This window comes from Burkholderia sp. SRS-25, from assembly GCF_004343765.1.
GTDB classification, from domain to species: Bacteria; Pseudomonadota; Gammaproteobacteria; order Burkholderiales; family Burkholderiaceae; genus Burkholderia; species Burkholderia contaminans.
Window position 1 is genome coordinate 42403 of sequence record NZ_PTXM01000006.1, and the last position, 15205, is coordinate 57607.

At 69.4% G+C, this 15205-nt stretch carries 14 protein-coding genes; 7 read left to right on the forward strand and 7 right to left on the reverse strand.

The features are described from left to right. Window positions 1–53 precede the first annotated feature (53 nt). The gene (sodB, locus tag C5O79_RS08665; RefSeq protein ID WP_011352986.1) at window positions 54–632 is read left to right on the forward strand and encodes a superoxide dismutase [Fe]; all 579 of its coding nucleotides are present in this window, start codon (window positions 54–56) and stop codon (window positions 630–632) included. Between the two features lie 108 nt (window positions 633–740). Here the strand turns inward: sodB and chrA are convergent, their stop codons facing one another. Together chrA and C5O79_RS08675 are read right to left on the reverse strand one after the other, a co-directional pair. Continuing rightward, on the reverse strand, window positions 741–1952 hold the full coding sequence (chrA, locus tag C5O79_RS08670; protein ID WP_122474270.1) for a chromate efflux transporter: 1212 nt from the start codon (window positions 1950–1952) through the stop codon (window positions 741–743). 87 nt (window positions 1953–2039) lie between these two features. Further along, the gene (locus tag C5O79_RS08675; protein WP_046544573.1) at window positions 2040–2747 is read right to left on the reverse strand and encodes a Crp/Fnr family transcriptional regulator; all 708 of its coding nucleotides are present in this window, start codon (window positions 2745–2747) and stop codon (window positions 2040–2042) included. A gap of 81 nt (window positions 2748–2828) precedes the next feature. On the opposite strand from C5O79_RS08675, the gene C5O79_RS08680 reads away from it, so the two are divergent. From C5O79_RS08680 to C5O79_RS08690, 3 genes are all read left to right on the forward strand, one after another. After that, entirely contained in the window at window positions 2829–3353 is a 525-nt protein-coding gene (locus C5O79_RS08680) for an Mpo1-like protein (RefSeq protein ID WP_046544574.1), read from the forward strand. Then, window positions 3346–4392, forward strand: coding sequence for a 2-dehydropantoate 2-reductase (locus tag C5O79_RS08685; protein ID WP_122474269.1), 1047 nt, complete (start codon window positions 3346–3348; stop codon window positions 4390–4392). The genes C5O79_RS08680 and C5O79_RS08685 overlap by 8 nt, the downstream gene beginning before the upstream one ends. A gap of 101 nt (window positions 4393–4493) precedes the next feature. After that, window positions 4494–5096 carry a class I SAM-dependent methyltransferase gene (locus C5O79_RS08690; protein ID WP_046544576.1) on the forward strand — a complete coding sequence of 201 codons (603 nt, stop codon included), beginning with the start codon at window positions 4494–4496 and terminating at the stop codon, window positions 5094–5096. Between the two features lie 22 nt (window positions 5097–5118). Here C5O79_RS08690 and C5O79_RS08695 read toward each other — a convergent pair whose 3' ends face one another. Beyond that, window positions 5119–6393, reverse strand: a complete 1275-nt coding sequence (locus C5O79_RS08695; RefSeq protein WP_039368234.1) for an EAL domain-containing protein — start codon at window positions 6391–6393, stop codon at window positions 5119–5121. Window positions 6394–6581: 188 nt separating this feature from the next. Continuing rightward, window positions 6582–8018, reverse strand: a complete 1437-nt coding sequence (gene mdtD, locus C5O79_RS08700) for a multidrug transporter subunit MdtD (protein WP_122474268.1) — start codon at window positions 8016–8018, stop codon at window positions 6582–6584. Between the two features lie 218 nt (window positions 8019–8236). On the opposite strand from mdtD, the gene C5O79_RS08705 reads away from it, so the two are divergent. Beyond that, window positions 8237–8560: a DUF2917 domain-containing protein gene (locus C5O79_RS08705; RefSeq protein ID WP_122474267.1), complete on the forward strand. Its 324-nt coding sequence runs from the start codon at window positions 8237–8239 to the stop codon at window positions 8558–8560. A 450-nt stretch (window positions 8561–9010) separates the two neighbouring features. Continuing rightward, window positions 9011–10402: a CoA transferase gene (locus C5O79_RS08710; RefSeq protein ID WP_047851164.1), complete on the forward strand. Its 1392-nt coding sequence runs from the start codon at window positions 9011–9013 to the stop codon at window positions 10400–10402. 21 nt (window positions 10403–10423) lie between these two features. Here the strand turns inward: C5O79_RS08710 and C5O79_RS08715 are convergent, their stop codons facing one another. Then, window positions 10424–11170: a GntR family transcriptional regulator gene (locus tag C5O79_RS08715; protein WP_011352976.1), complete on the reverse strand. Its 747-nt coding sequence runs from the start codon at window positions 11168–11170 to the stop codon at window positions 10424–10426. 166 nt (window positions 11171–11336) lie between these two features. On the opposite strand from C5O79_RS08715, the gene C5O79_RS08720 reads away from it, so the two are divergent. Then, complete coding sequence (locus tag C5O79_RS08720) at window positions 11337–12182, forward strand: aldo/keto reductase (protein ID WP_047851163.1); 846 nt, start codon at window positions 11337–11339, stop codon at window positions 12180–12182. 27 nt (window positions 12183–12209) lie between these two features. On the opposite strand, the gene C5O79_RS38525 is transcribed toward C5O79_RS08720, so the two are convergent. Beyond that, the gene (locus tag C5O79_RS38525; protein ID WP_240687906.1) at window positions 12210–13793 is read right to left on the reverse strand and encodes a hypothetical protein; all 1584 of its coding nucleotides are present in this window, start codon (window positions 13791–13793) and stop codon (window positions 12210–12212) included. A gap of 289 nt (window positions 13794–14082) precedes the next feature. Then, entirely contained in the window at window positions 14083–15099 is a 1017-nt protein-coding gene (locus C5O79_RS08740; RefSeq protein ID WP_174242107.1) for a HoxN/HupN/NixA family nickel/cobalt transporter, read from the reverse strand. Window positions 15100–15205: the final 106 nt, after the last annotated feature.

Consider the following 15205-nt stretch of genomic DNA (forward strand, 5'->3'; position numbering starts at 1 on the left):
ACGCTCGGCAGCATCCAACACAGCCTCCCTACATACTCAACGAAGGAATCGCCATGGCTCATACGCTCCCGCCGCTCCCGTACGCTGAAGACGCGCTCGCGCCGACCATCTCGCTCGAGACGATCCAGTACCACTACGGCAAGCACCATCAGGCTTATGTGACGAACCTGAACAATCTGATCCCGGGCACGGAATTCGAAAACCTGTCGCTGGAAGAGATCGTGAAGAAGTCGTCGGGCGGCATCTTCAACAACGCCGCGCAAATCTGGAACCACACGTTCTTCTGGAACAGCCTGTCGCCGAACGGCGGCGGCGCACCGACGGGCGCGCTGGGCGACGCGATCAACGCGAAGTGGGGTTCGTACGACGCATTCAAGGAAGCGTTCACGAAGGCTGCAGTCGGCACGTTCGGTTCGGGCTGGGCATGGCTCGTGAAGAAGGCTGACGGTTCGCTCGACATCGTGTCGACGAGCAACGCAGCAACGCCGCTGACGACCGCCGACAAGGCACTGCTGACGATCGACGTGTGGGAACACGCGTACTACATCGACTACCGCAACGCACGTCCGAAGTTCGTCGAAGCGTTCTGGAACATCGTGAACTGGGACTTCGCAGCGAAGAACTTCGCGTAAGGTCCGGCGCCTGCGCGCCGCTACGGCGCGCGGCACCCAGCAAAAAAGCCCTCGAAACGAGGGCTTTTTGTTTTCTGTCGAGGTGGAACGCGCTGCGCGTATCGCCGGTCAGGCCAGGACGCCGAGCCCCCAGCCGAGCACGGCGCTCGCGATCACGACGGCCCACGGCGGCACGCGCCAGAACACCAGTGCAACGAACGCGACGAGCGCGGCGGCCAGATCGCGCGGCGCCACGATCGTATCGGTCCAGACCGGGTGATAGAGCGCGGCGACCAGCAGCCCGACGACGGCCGCGTTCACGCCCGCGAGCGCGGCCTGCATGCGCGTGCTGCGGCGCAGTTGTTCCCAGAACGGCGCGGTGCCGGCCACCAGCAGGAACGACGGCGCGAAGATCGACACCAGCGCGATCGTGCCGCCGAGCCAGCCGTTCGGCGCGGTGCGCAACGACGCGCCGAGGAACGCCGAGAACGTGAACAGCGGCCCCGGCACGGCCTGCGCGACGCCGTATCCGGCCAGGAACGCCGCATCGCCGACCCAGCCGGGCGCGACCACGGCCGCCTGCAGCAGCGGCAGCACCACGTGTCCACCGCCGAACACGAGCGCGCCCGTACGGAAGAACGCGTCGACGACGGCAAGCGTATCGGAGCGCAGCGTGCGGGTCGCAAACGGCAGGACGACGAGGAGCGCCGCGAACAGCGCGAGCCACAGCACGCCCGCGCGACGCGACACTTGCAGCGGCAGCGGCTCATGCGCGCCACGCGTCGGCTGCGGCAGCAGCACGAGGCCGGCCAACCCGGCCGCCGCGATCACCGCAACCTGGGTCCACGCGGCCGGCGCGAGCAGCGCAACGCAGGCGGCCGCGGCCATCAGCGTGACGCGGCGCGCATCCGGGCACAGCGAGCGCGCCATGCCCCACACGGCTTGCGCGATCACGGCGACAGACACGATGCGCAGCCCGTGCAGCGCCCCCGCTTCGATCGGCGCGCCGGTTGCGTGCACGCCGAGCGCGAACAGCATCATCAGCAGCGCCGACGGCAGCGTGAAGCCGAGCCACGCCGCGAACATGCCCGCGTAGCCGGCGCGCGCGAGTCCGATCGCCATTCCGACCTGGCTGCTCGCGGGCCCCGGCAGGAACTGGCACAGCCCGACGAGATCCGCGTACGTGCGCTCGGTGAGCCAGCCGCGCCGCGTGACGAATTCGGTGCGGAAGTAGCCGAGATGCGCGACCGGGCCGCCGAACGACGTCAGGCCGAGCCGCAGGAACGCGATGAACACGGGCCATGGATGGCGGGAAGGAGCGGAGGCGGTTGACGTGCTCAAGGCGGTGCGGACAGAGATGAACGGACGAGCCGCCACGATAGCGCAACGCGGTGACGGCGGGGAGGCGCGCTGCGGTGGTGCTGAACCTCAGCGCATGCCGTCGGGCAACCCGCTTGCCCGCCGCAGCGCATCGACGTCGACGAGCTCGATTTCGCCCACGTGCAGCCGCACGATGCCGTCGGCCTGCAGCGCCTTCAGCAACTGGTTGGTGGTCTGCCGCGTCAGCGACAGCATCGCCGCGAGCTTTTCCTGCGACAGCCGGATGCGGGTACGGCCGGCGCTGATTCCGCCGTAGCCGTCGGCGATCATCAGCAGGCGGGCGGCGAGCCGCTGCGCGGCCGGCATTACGCTCATCGATTCGACGGTCAGGAAGCTCAGGCGCAGCTTCTGCGCCATCAGCAGCGCGAATTGCCGCCAGTATTGCGGCGTCGCGTCGAGGATCGCGAGCAGCGCGGCCTGCGGCACGTGCAGCAGCAGCGCGTCGTCGAGTGCGATCGCGTCGTGCGTGCGCGGCTGGCCGTCGAACAGCGCGATTTCGCCGAACCAGGTGACGGGCTCGGCCACCGTCAGCAGCGCTTCCTTGCCCTGCGGGTCGACCGCACCTATCGTGAGTGAACCGGCGAGTACCGCGTACAGCCCGCATGGCGGGTCGCCGCGCCGGAACAACGCATGGCCGGCCGGCAGCCGGCGCAGCGCCGCGCGGGCGAGCAGGTCCGCGCGCAACGCGGGCGGCAGCGCGGCGAACCACGGGTTCGCTTCGATCTGCGGCAGGTACGGGGCAAGCGGAGAGGGCATGGGCGCGCGATGTCGGGTAGCTGACAGAGGTTCTCGGGCGTGACGCGCATCATAGCGCTCAACCATGGACCAGGAGACGCGATGAAGACGCTCGAAGACCATCTTGCCCAGTATGCGGCCTACCACCGCGACGCGCGCAACATCGCGACGCATCTGGTCGGCATTCCGATGATCGTGTTCGCGGTCGAGGTGCTGTTGTCGCGGCCGGCGCTCGGGATGCTGGCCGGCATCGCGCTGTCGCCGGCGCTGCTGCTGGCCGTCGCGTTCGCGGTGTTCTATCTGCGCCTCGACCTGCGGTTCGGGATCGTGATGACCGCGCTGTTCGCGCTCGGCCTGTGGGCCGCACAGGCGCTCGCGTTGCTGCCGACCGTCCAGTGGCTCGCAGTCGGCATCGGCGCGTTCGTCGTCGGCTGGATCGTGCAGTTCGTCGGGCACTGGTTCGAGGGGCGCAAGCCCGCGTTCGTCGACGATCTGGTCGGCCTGATGGTCGGGCCGCTGTTCGTCGTCGCCGAGGTCGCGTTCTTCGCGGGGCTGCGCAGCGACGTGCGCCGCGAAGTCGAGCGTCGGGCCGGCCCCGTGCACGGCGGCGCGCATTCGCATGTCTGACGCACCGGTCTGCGTGTTCGGCGCGGGTGCCGTCGGCTGCTATCTCGGCGGACGTCTTGCGGCGGCTGGCGCGAATGTGACGCTCGTCGGCCGCGCGCGGATCGGCGACGCGATTCATCGGCACGGGCTGACGCTGACCGACCAGCGCGGCTATCGCGCGACCCTCGCGCCGGCCGATGTCGTGTTCGAGACCGATCCGGCGGCTGCGGCGACCGCACGGCTCGTGCTCGTGGCGGTCAAATCGGCCGCGACGCGTGAGGCGGCGGCGCAGCTTGCCGGCGTGCTGCGGTCCGGCACGGTCGTGATCAGTTTCCAGAATGGCCTGTACAACGCCGACATGCTGCGCGAAGCGCTGCCGCAAGCCACCGTGCTGGCCGGCATGGTGCCGTTCAACGTGATCGAGCGCGAGCCCGGTGCGTTTCACCAGGGCTCGGCCGGTGCGCTGGCGGCCGAAGCCTCCCCCGCGCTGACGCCGTTCGCCGGCCCATTCGCGCGTGCCGGGCTGCCGCTCGCGCTGCATCGCGACATGCGGGCCGTGCAATGGGCGAAGCTGCTGCTCAACCTGAACAACGCGGTCAACGCGCTCGCGAACCTGCCGCTGCGCGACGAACTCGCGCAACGCGGGTACCGGCGCTGTGTCGCGCTTGCGCAGCGCGAAGCGCTGCACTGGCTGGCGCGGGCGGCGATCCGGCCCGCGCGGCTGACGCCGTTGCCGGCCGGGTGGCTCCCGGCCGTGCTCGACTTGCCCGATCCGGCGTTTCGCGTGCTGGGCGGCCGGATGCTGGCGATCGATCCGCTCGCGCGTTCGTCGATGTCCGACGATCTTGCGGCGGGGCGCGCGACGGAAGTCGAGTGGATCAACGGCGAGGTCGTGCGGCTGGCCGCGCACTTCGGCGGGCACGCGCCCGTCAATGCGCGACTGTGCGCGCTCATGCATGACGCTGAACGTGCGGCGGCGCGCCCGGCCTGGCGCGGTGATGCGCTGTGGGCCGAGCTGACCGCGCAGGCGCCGCATACGGGCAACGTGCGGGCTGCGTAGGGGCGGCACCACTCGCCGCGTGGCCGTGCGTGGTGCCGTACGGGGTGTGCAACGGCTAAGATGCGGAGTGCGTCATACGACGCCTATGCGGAGCCGTCACCATGGTGGATCGCCCGACTCTCGATGCCTACGACGCCCATGCCGCGCAATACGCGCAGGACTGGCTCGACCAGGCTGCGCCCGACGACATGTACGCGCTGCTGGAGCAGCATTTCTCGCCGGGGCCGACTGCGGACGTCGGCTGCGGGGCCGGGCGCGATACGGCCTGGCTCGCGTCGCGCGGCTTCGACGTGTGCGGCTACGACGCGAGCGCCGCGCTGCTCGACGAGGCGCGGCGCCGCCATCCGGACCTCACCTTCGAGCTGGCCGCGCTGCCGGCGCTGGCCGGCGTGCCGTCCGGCGCATTTCGCAACGTGCTGTGCGAAACGGTCGTCATGCATCTCGAGCAGGCGGAAGCGGCCGCTGCCGCCGCGCGGCTGGCCGAGCTGCTGATGCCGGGCGGCACGTTGTACGTGAGCTGGCGGGTCGCCGGAAACGGCGCGTTGCGCGACGAGCGCGGCCGCCTCTATACGCCGCTCGATTCGGCGCGGATGCGGGCGGCGCTCGGCGCCGGCACGCAGGTGATCGACGAGCACGAAGTCGTCAGCGCATCGTCCGGCAAGCGTGTGCACCGGCTGATCGTACGCAAGACCGCCGCCGCCTGAGCAGGGCGGCGCGGCGGCGCGTTCATTCGCGGTTGAGTGCCGCTTCCCAGTTGATGTCGACGCAGAGCACCTGCATGCCGGTCGCGACCGGCGCGGCGATCGATGCGGTCACGCACAGGTGCGCCTCGTTGATCGACAGGTAGGGCGCCGTCAGGTGCACGCGGCCCGGTGCGCGCATCGCGTCGATGAAGTACGGGCGACGTTCCCAGCTCGCGCCTTCGGAGTGCAGCAGCGGCCGGAAGCGCTTGGCGCGCTGCGAGACGCTGCCGCGTGCGAGCACGTTGTCGCCGATCTGGCGACCCGATGCGTCGAGCAGGAAGCAGCGCGCGGTCTCGGGCAGGCCGAGCACGACGGCGGCCGCGTCGGTGAGCGGCTCGCCTGCGCCGAGCTTGCGGCTCGCTTCCTCGAGCGCCGCGACGTACGGTGCGAGCCGTTCCGCCTGCGTGCGCTCGCGTTCCGCGACGCGCAGCCGCAACGCGGCCGACAGCGTGTCCATACAGCCCGCGGCGGCCTGCGGCTGCACCGGTTCGACGCTCGGCCCCGCGAAGTACTGGCCCTGCACGAAATCGACGTCGCACTCCAGTGCGATCAGCGCATCGCGCTCGGTCGCGAGCCCGCCCATCAGCACGAGTTGCCCGGATTCGTGCAGCAGCGACACGAGCCCCGGCAGCACGCGTTCGAGATGTGAGTGCTCGCTCGCCTGCGCGAGGATGCCGCGGTCGAGCGTGACGATGTCGGGATGCAGGTGCCACACACGGTCGATGTTCGAATGCTTCGCGCCGAACCCGACGAGCGCAATCAGGAAGCCGGCCTTGCGCAGCCCGTCTACGATCGCCGCGTAGCGCGGCGTCTCGCCGCCTGCCTGCTCGGGCACCTCGAGCACCACGCGATGCGGCGGCAGCCCGAGCGCCTTCAGGTTCGCGAGCATCGCGTCGCTGTAGACGGTGTCCATCAGCGCGGCCGGATGCAGGCTCAGGAAGAGCCACTCGTCATGGCTGTCGAATGCGTGGAAGTTGCCGAGATGCAGCGATTCGGCGAGCCGGCCGAGCTCGAGCAGATCGCCGCGCCGCGCCGCCTGCGTGAACACCTCGTGCGACGCCACCTGGCGGCTTTCCTCGTCGTGCGCGCGCAGCGACGCGTGATAGCCGATCGCGCGGCGGTGCGACACCGAGAAAACGGGCTGGAACACGCTGAACACGGTGTAGCCGCCGTACAGCACGGTGCGCCGGTTCCCGTCGTCGCCCGCGACGGGGCGGGGCGGCTGAAAGCCGGGGGGATCGATTTCGATCATGCTCATGATGTCGGCCGAAGGAAGACTGCCAGTTTACCTAGAGAATAGGCCAGCAAGAAGCGTGCACGGCATCGTACCCCGTGCGGCGGCGCGTCGCGGTGGCGTCGCCGGGCATGGCAGCTGTTTCAGATGCGCATCGCGGGGCCGCGCTGCACCGTGATGGTGCGAGCCGACCCGGTTCGGCGCGTCACGCATCACGCGCGCTCGGACGGGTCGATCTTGCGCGCGGTGCTGCGGATCTCGGGCGCGAGCTGCGCGAAGATCCACGCGGAAGCCGCCGTGATGATCCCGACGCAGATGAACGTCGCATGGAACGCCGGCAGCGTGTTGCTCGGCGTCACGGTGCGCAGCATGCCCGTGAACGTCGCGAGCAACGCGCCCGCGACCGTGACGCCGAGGCTCATCGACAGCATCTGCACCAGCGAGAACAGGCTGTTGCCGCTGCTCGCGCCGCCCGTGCCGAGATCCTTCAGCGTCAGCGTGTTCATCGCGGTGAACTGCATCGAGTTGAAGCCGCCGAACAGCGCGAGATGCACGACCTTCACCCACACCGGCACCGTGTCGCGCATCAGCGCGAAGCTGGCCATCATCACGCCGACCATGATCGTGTTCGCGAGCAGCACCTTGCGGTAGCCGTGCTGCGTGATCAGGCGCGTGATGATCCGCTTCGAGAACATCCCGGCGGCGGCCACCGGCAGCATCATCAGCCCGGCCTCGAAGGCCGAGTAGCCGAGGCTCACCTGCAGCAGCAGCGGGATCAGGTACGGCATCGCGCCGCTGCCGATCCGCGCGAACAGGTTGCCGAGCAGCCCGACGCTGAACGTATGGATCCGGAACAGTTCCAGTGAAAAGATCGGCTGCGGCGCGCGCACCGCATACAGCCCGTACGCGACGAAGCACGCGAGGCTCAGGATCAGCAGCACGAGCACGGCCGCGTGCTGCATCCCGAGATCGGCGAGCCCGTCGAGCGACAGCGAGATCGCGACCATGCCGATCGTCAGCAGCAGGTAGCCCTTCAGGTCGAAGCGGCCGACGGCCGGGTTGCGCGAATCTGGCATCGAATAGAAGGTCGCGATGCAGCCCGCGACGCCGACCGGCACGTTGATCAGGAAGATCCAGTGCCACGACGCGATCTTCACGAGCCAGCCCCCGAGCGTCGGCCCGATCAGCGGGCCGATCAGGCCGGGAATCGCGACAAACGACAGCGCGGCCAGGTAGCGCTCGGCCGGAAAGGTACGCAGCACCGCGAGCCGTCCGACCGGCAGCAGCATCGCGCCGCCGACCCCCTGCACGACGCGGAACGCGACCAGTTGCGTGAGCGTATGCGCATTCGCGCACAGCAGCGAGCCGAGCGAGAACACCAGGATCGCGCTGAAGAACACGCGCCGCGTGCCGAAGGTATCGGCGAGCCAGCCCGACACGGGGATCATCACCGCCATCGTCAGTGAGTACGCGATCACGACCGACTGCATGCGCAGCGGCGATTCGCCGAGGCTCGCGGCCATCGACGGCAGCGCCGTGTTCACGATGGTCGCATCGAGCGTCTGCATGAAGAAGCCCGTCGCGACGAGCCAGAGCATCACGGTGAGGTTTTTTTCGCCGGGAGCGGCGGCAGGCGGACGCTGGAACATGGGGGCGGGATGGTGGCGCGGGACAGCCGCCATTGTAGGGAAAGCCGCCGCGTCGTGCCGGTTCGGCGCAAGGGCGGCGCGAAGTCCGGCCGGCGGGCGCCCGTCCCCGTCGATCGACCAGTACAGTTCAGCTAAAAGTGTCTGCAGCCGTATCTGTCCGTGTGCTGCCGCTGTCCGAAATACTGACGCCATCGGACCCGTGCAACCAGGAGGCTGCCATGCGCGAACTGCGACTTTATGTGATCGATGGCGACGAGCCGGCCGGTCGGTGGCGGATCGTCGACCGCACCTCGCTGGAGGTGGCCGACGGCGAGGTCTGGGTGACGATCGAGGGCTTGCCGGATGATCACTGGCTGGGGGCCGGGGCCTCGCTGATGCTGACGCCCGGCATGCAGGTATGGGTCGGCGCGGGATCGCAGCGTGCGACGTTCGCGTTCGGTCCGCTCGAGGTGCCGGCGAGGCGCGCCGCGCAGGCGTGGTGGAGGCCGCTCGTCTCGTGGCGAGACGGCCGGCGTCATGCGCCCGTATCGCTGCCGACGTAGCGCGCCCGGGGCGGGACGAGTGCTCCGCCCGGACATTGTTCGAGCGCATGCGTGATCCTGCAGGCCGTTTGGCCATGCGGCGATCTGCGTGATCTGCGAGTCCGGCTCCGGTGCATTCCGGTCGAACGAACATTCGCCGCCGCCGCGCGAGCGTTTCGCGTCGGCACGGCAGCGTGCGGGCAGCCGCGCCCGGTCCGCGTGGTGGCAGCGGTGCCCGGTTGCGCGATCCGGTAGTGAGTGCAGCAGGTCGCGGTTCATATGTGCAGGGGTTCGCGCCGGTATCGAGGAGATTGGCAGGCTTCCTGCGCACTGGAAACCGTGATGTCGGCCGCCTCTGCCGGAGCGCAGGGAATACGACCGCGCGTGACATGCGGATTCGTGCAGTCAGTATTGCTCGCGGCTGCCGCCGATCCTAGACTCGATCTTGTCTTCATCACCGCCCATTCCGCCATGACACCCGAACTCGCTTTGGCGCATCTGTGGCGGCTCGCACGCGGCGACCCCGGCGCGCTGGCCCGTGCGACCGTGACGGGCCAGGACCCGACGTTGCCCTCGGCCTTCCGCGTCGGCACGCTGGCCGCGGCGACGATCGCGGCAGCCGGGCTCGCGGCGGCAGAATGCCACCGCCTTCGCACGGGCGTCGCGCAATCCGTCGACGTGTCGGTGCGCGACGCGCTCGTCGCGTTCCGCAGCGAACGCTACCTGCGCGTGGACGATGGTCCGCCGCCGGAGTTGCGTCATCCGGTGACGGGCTTCTTCGAGACGGGCGACGGACGCTGGATCCAGTTGCACGCGAACTTCCCGCATCACCTGAGCGGAATTCTCGACGTACTCGGCTGCGGCGCGCAGCGGGACGATGTCGCCGCGGCGATCCGCGCGCGGGACGGTGCGGCACTCGATACCGCGCTGGCCGACGCCGGGCTGTGCGCGGCATTGATCAGAACACCTGACGAGTGGGCGTCGCTCGAGCAGGCGCGCGCGATCGCGTCGCTGCCGCTGTTCGAGATCGAGCGGATCGGTGACGCGCCGGTCGAGCCGATCGGTCGCGGCGAAGCCGGCCAACCGCTCACGGGTGTGCGTGTGCTCGATCTCACGCGCATCATCGCGGGGCCGGTCGCGGGCCGCACGCTGGCGTCGCACGGCGCGCAGACGCTGCTCGTCAACGGCCCGCACCTGCCGAACATCGCGCCGCTCGTGATCGACAACGGGCGCGGCAAGCGTTCGGCGTGGATCGACCTGCGCGACGCGGCGGGCATCGATATGCTGCACGCGCTCGCACACGACGCGGATGTGTTCCTGCAGTCGTACCGGCCCGGCGCGCTCGCGGCGCGCGGCTTCGCGCCGCACGTGCTGGCGATGCGGCGGCCCGGCATCGTGTACGTATCGATATCCGCGTACGGGCATGCGGGGCCGTGGGCGCAGCGGCGCGGCTTCGACAGCCTCGTGCAGTCGGCGAGCGGGATCGCATGGCAGGAGCAACAGGCCGCGCACGCGGACGGGCCGCGCCACCTGCCGTGTCAGGCGCTCGATCATGCAACGGGTTATCTCGCGGCGTTCGGTGCGATGATCGCGCTCGCGCGCCGGGCGCGCGAAGGGGGAAGCTGGCACGTACGGTTGTCGCTCGCGCAGACGGGACGCTGGCTGCAATCGTTCGGCATCGTGCCGGACGGCCTGCACGCACCCGACTTCACGCGCACCGACGTGCGCGACCGGATCGAGCGCATCGCGTCGCCGTTCGGCGCGCTCGACGTGGTGCGGCCGGCCGAGCGGTTGTCGGCGACACCGCCGTCGCTTGCGCGACCGCCCGTGCCGCTCGGCACCGATGACGCGTGCTGGCTGTGAGCGCCGGCGGCGCGGCCGGCGTTACTTGCGCAGCTCGACGACGAAGTCGTAATAGTCGTTGCGGCAGTAGGTGTCGGTCAGTTCGATCGCACGCTGGTCCGACGTATAGCCGATTCGTGTGATCAGCAGCAGCGCGTCGTGCGGCGCGATGCCCATCTGCTCGGCGATCTCGTCGGTCGCGTTGACCGCGCGGAAATGCTGCAGTGCGCGCACGATCGGCGTGCCGCGCGCTTCGAGATAGCTGTACAGCGAGCCGCCGATCGCCTGCGGATCGGGGATCAGCGTCGCGGGAAACGTCGAGTTCTCGACGGCCATCACGATGCCGTCGGCGAGACGCAGGCGCTTCAGGCGCGTGACCGATGCGGCCGGCGACAGCCCGAGCTGGATCACTTCGTCGCGGTTCGCCGGCTGGATCTCGCGTGCGAGCCATTGCGAGCTCGGCTTGAAGCCGCGCCGTTCGAGCATTTCGCTGAAGCTCGACAGCCGCGACAGCGGATCTTCATAGCGTGGCTGGATGAAGTTGCCGGCGCCCTGCGTGCGGCGAATCAGGCCTTGCTCGACGAGCAGCGCGATCGCCTTGCGCGCGGTGATGCGCGAGACGCCGAGCGCATCGGACAGCACGCGCTCGGAGGGCAATGCCTCCCCGGCCGTCCAGCGGTTGTCGTGGATCGCATCGCCGAGCTTGCGGGCGAGCTGCAGGTAGAGCGGCGTGTCGTTGTCGGGGTCGGGGCGCAGGTCCTGCCAGCGGTCGTCCGTGGATGCCTTCATGGAGTGGGTATCGATCTGATTGCGGCCATTCTAAGTCATCACGTGGCGCCGTTATAGCCGGTTTTTGCCGTGCAATAGGTGAATGGCGCGCCGATTGACTACACTGATGCGTCGTATTCCATGGCTGGGCCGCGGTGCGCGGCCACGAATCCGCAACGAGGAACGCATGACAGACACGATCGCCACGGTCGTCCTGCCGGACGGCGAGACGATTCCGAAGCTTGGCCTGGGCACGTGGGAAATGGGCGAGCGGCCCGCCCGGCGCGCAGACGAGATCGCGGCGCTGCGCGAAGGCATCGCGCTCGGGATGACGCTGGTCGATACGGCCGAGATGTACGGTGACGGCGCGACCGAGGAACTGGTCGGTGAAGCACTCGCGGGCTTGCGCGACGACGTGTTCCTCGTCAGCAAGGTCTATCCGCACCATGCGAGCCGGCGCGGTGTCGTCGCCGCGTGCGATGCGAGCCTCAAGCGCCTGCGTACCGATCGCCTCGACCTGTACCTGCTGCACTGGCGCGGCTCGGTGCCGCTCGAAGAGACGGTCGAAGGCTTCGAGGCGCTGCAGCGCGCGGGCAAGATCCGTCACTGGGGCGTCAGCAACTTCGATACGGCGGACATGGCCGAGCTCGTCGATGAAGCCGGTGGCGGTGCGTGCGCGACCAACCAGATCCTTTACAACATCGCGCGTCGCGGCCCCGAGTTCGACCTGCTGCCGTGGCTTGCCGAGCACCGGATGCCGGCGATGGCCTACAGTCCGGTGGATCACGGGCGGCTGCCGAAGCACTCGCCGCTCGACGAGATCGCGCGGCAGCGCGGTGTGTCGGTGATGCGCGTCGCGCTCGCGTGGGTGCTCGCGCAGCCGGGGGTGTTCGCGATCCCGAAGGCGTCGCGGCTCGAACACGTGCGCGACAACCGGGCTGCGCTCGATTTCGTCTTCAGCGATGACGAGCGCGCGCAGCTTGACGCTTACTTCCGTCCACCACGCAGCAAGCGCGCGCTCGAGATGCTCTGACGATACCCGGCGGATCAACGCAGCAGGTCAGTGGCTGCCTCCGGACGATCCGCCGTTGCCGTGACCGCCGCCATTGCCGTTCCCGTTGCCGACACCGTTGGGCCCGCCATTGCCGGCGCCGCCACTGCCGTTTCCATTGCCGTTGCCGCCGCCATTGCCGTGGCCACCGGTGCTGCCGCCATTGCCCGAGCCGCTGTTGCCGCCAGCACCACTGCCATTGCCGCGGCCGTTGCCGACACCGTTGGCCCCGCCATTGCCGGCGCCGCCACTGCCGTTTCCATTACCGTTGCCACCACCGTTGCCGTGACCGCCGCCATCGCCATTGCCGTGGCCACCACCGTTGCCGTGACCGCCGCCGTCACCATTGCCATGGCCACCACCGTTGCCGTGGCCACCGCCATCGCCGTTGCCATGGCCGCCACCGTCGCCGTGACCGCCGCCGTCACCATTGCCGTGACCACCGCCATCGCCATTGCCATGGCCACCACCGTCGCCGTGACCACCGCCATCGCCATTGCCGTGGCCACCACCGTTGCCGTGGCCGCCGCCATCGCCGTTGCCATGGCCGCCACCGTCGCCGTGACCGCCGCCATCGCCATTGCCGTGGCCGCCACCGTCGCCGTGACCGCCACCGTCGCCGTTGCCGTTGCCATGGCCACCACCGTTGCCGTGACCGCCGCCGTCACCATCGCCATGGCCACCACCGTTGCCGTGACCGCCACCATCACCGTCGCCATGGCCGCCGTTGCCACCGCCGTCACCGTCGCCACCACCACCGCCATGGCCACCATGTCCGCCATGACCTCCGCCGCCTGAAGTCCCACCTCCCGAAGTTCCGCCTCCCGAAGTTCCGCCACCGGAAGTTCCGCCTCCGGAAGTCCCGCCACCGGAAGTCCCGCCACCGGAAGTTCCGCCTCCGGAAGTCCCGCCTCCGGACGTTCCGCCTCCCGAAGTGCCGCCTCCCGAAGTGCCGCCTCCCGAAGAGCTACCACCCGAAGAGCCACCACCCGAAGTGCCGCCACCCGAAGTGCCGCCACCCGAAGTGCCGCCACCCGAAGTGCCGCCACCCGAAGTGCCGCCACCCGAAGTGCCGCCACCGGAAGTGCCGCCACCGGAAGTGCCGCCACCGGAAGTGCCACCACCCGAAGTGCCACCACCCCCGGAAGAACCACCACCCGAGCCCCCGCTGCCAGACGCATTGCCTCCACGGCTCGATCCACCCGTACCACCCGTGCCGCCGGATGTTCCGCTTGTCGTACCGCCGACACCAGCAGGCCCGACGGTACCGTTCCCGTTGCTACCGCTACCGTTGCCATTTCCGCTGCCGGGGCTGCCGCCGCTGCCATTGCCGCCCGAGCCTGCGCCACTTCCGCCAACGCGCCCGCTGGCGAAGACGTGCACCGCGCACGCAGCCGGATTGGCTGCGCAAGGCGAAGCGTCGTCGACCAGCGTCATGATGGCGTCCGCGCTGGCAACTGCACCGGCCGCGGCGTCCGGTGTCGCATCCTGTGCGACGGCATACGAGCAGCAACACGCGAACGCGGCTGCGGCGAACAAGGTTGCGCGATAGCGCCGTCCCGGCGTACGGAACGGTTGTTTCGTCTTGAGCATCATGGCCTCCCCATGCGCGCGATGCCTCGTCGCCGCGCGGCTATCTACGTGTGGTGCAGGGGGCCGGTAAAGGTTCGTAGTCCTGTCGGAAGCCGATCGCTTTCGGGCGGACGCTGGACGCCAGCCGCGAGCGCGGAACGGCACGCGGGCCCGCCGTGCGAATCCCTATCTGCGAGATCCGTGCCACCGGACGCTTGCGCCCGTCGCGCAAGGCGCACGCGAGCGCGCGACGGCGCATGCAACGTCTTGGGGGGAGTTTTGTTTCGGGAATGAAACGTCTGAGCTATGGTCAGCGCGCAGGCGCGTCGGCCGCGCGCTGCCAGCGGTGGAACAGGATCGACGCGATCCAGCAGACGAGGAACAGGGCGACGATGCCATAGCCGATCGAGCCGAAGCGTTCGCCGAGCGCGTCGAGCGCGTCGCGCACGGGGCCTGTCAGCGACAGCTTGTCGGCCAGCAGGCCGGCTGCCTCGATCCCGCCGATCGCCAGCGCGACGGCCGCCGACACGAACGTGATGCTCGCGTTGTAGAGCAGCTTGCGCTGCGGATCGTCCATTGCCCAGCCGTACGCGTGAATCATCAGCACGTTGTCGGTCGAGTCGATCAGCGTCATGCCGGCGGTGAAAAGCGCCGGAAACAGCATGACCGCATAGACCGGCAGCCCCTGGCTCGCCTGTGCAGCGGCGATCGCTAGCAGGCCGATTTCGGTTGCAGTATCGAAACCGAGCCCGAACAGCACGCCGACCGGATACATGTGCCAGCTCTTCGACACGAACCGGAACAGCGGACGCAGCAGCCGGGAGACGAGTCCGGCAGGGCGGTGCACATGCGCGGCATCGTGCGCGTGCCCGTGCCCGTGCGTGCCGCGATAGCGCCGCCACACGTCGCGCAGGATCACGAGGTTCACGCACGCGAGCACGAGCAGGAAGGTGGCCGACACCGCCGTGCCGATCGTGCCGCCGATCTCGCGGAATGCGTCGAACCGGTCGCGCAGCGCGAAGGCGGTCAGCGCGATGCCGAGCGTCGCGGCGATCACGATCGTCGAATGGCCGAGCGAGAAGAACAGGCCGACGCTCACCGGACGCTGGCCTTCCTGCATCAGCTTGCGCGTTGCAACGTCGATCGCGGCGATGTGGTCGGCGTCGACCGCATGACGCAGCCCGAGTCCGTATGCGATCGCCGCGGTGCCGAGCAGCAGCGGATGGTCGCGCAACACGGCGAGCGCCCACAGCCAGACGGCGGCGTTCGCGGCGATCAGGCCGGCATAGAGGATCAGCAGGCGGCGCAGGGCAGGGGTGGGCGGCATCGGGATGGTTCCATCTGACGAATCGCGATCCATTGTGGCACGCGAAAAAAACGCCTGGCGTGCCGATCAAAAGGCCGCGAGCGCCGAATGAAAAAAAGCCCGTCCG

What these genes read in the sequence shown, in the direction of transcription:
- C5O79_RS08740 (WP_174242107.1), bottom strand. Translation starts at nt 15,099, where the DNA reads ATGCCGCCCACCCCTGCCCTGCGCCGCCTGCTGATCCTCTATGCCGGC.
- C5O79_RS08705 (WP_122474267.1), top strand. Translation starts at nt 8,237, where the DNA reads ATGCGCGAACTGCGACTTTATGTGATCGATGGCGACGAGCCGGCCGGT.
- C5O79_RS08695 (WP_039368234.1), bottom strand. Translation starts at nt 6,393, where the DNA reads ATGAGCATGATCGAAATCGATCCCCCCGGCTTTCAGCCGCCCCGCCCC.
- C5O79_RS08690 (WP_046544576.1), top strand. Translation starts at nt 4,494, where the DNA reads ATGGTGGATCGCCCGACTCTCGATGCCTACGACGCCCATGCCGCGCAA.
- C5O79_RS08710 (WP_047851164.1), top strand. Translation starts at nt 9,011, where the DNA reads ATGACACCCGAACTCGCTTTGGCGCATCTGTGGCGGCTCGCACGCGGC.
- C5O79_RS08680 (WP_046544574.1), top strand. Translation starts at nt 2,829, where the DNA reads ATGAAGACGCTCGAAGACCATCTTGCCCAGTATGCGGCCTACCACCGC.
- mdtD (WP_122474268.1), bottom strand. Translation starts at nt 8,018, where the DNA reads ATGTTCCAGCGTCCGCCTGCCGCCGCTCCCGGCGAAAAAAACCTCACC.
- C5O79_RS08715 (WP_011352976.1), bottom strand. Translation starts at nt 11,170, where the DNA reads ATGAAGGCATCCACGGACGACCGCTGGCAGGACCTGCGCCCCGACCCC.
- sodB (WP_011352986.1), top strand. Translation starts at nt 54, where the DNA reads ATGGCTCATACGCTCCCGCCGCTCCCGTACGCTGAAGACGCGCTCGCG.
- C5O79_RS08675 (WP_046544573.1), bottom strand. Translation starts at nt 2,747, where the DNA reads ATGCCCTCTCCGCTTGCCCCGTACCTGCCGCAGATCGAAGCGAACCCG.
- C5O79_RS08685 (WP_122474269.1), top strand. Translation starts at nt 3,346, where the DNA reads ATGTCTGACGCACCGGTCTGCGTGTTCGGCGCGGGTGCCGTCGGCTGC.
- C5O79_RS38525 (WP_240687906.1), bottom strand. Translation starts at nt 13,793, where the DNA reads ATGCTCAAGACGAAACAACCGTTCCGTACGCCGGGACGGCGCTATCGC.
- C5O79_RS08720 (WP_047851163.1), top strand. Translation starts at nt 11,337, where the DNA reads ATGACAGACACGATCGCCACGGTCGTCCTGCCGGACGGCGAGACGATT.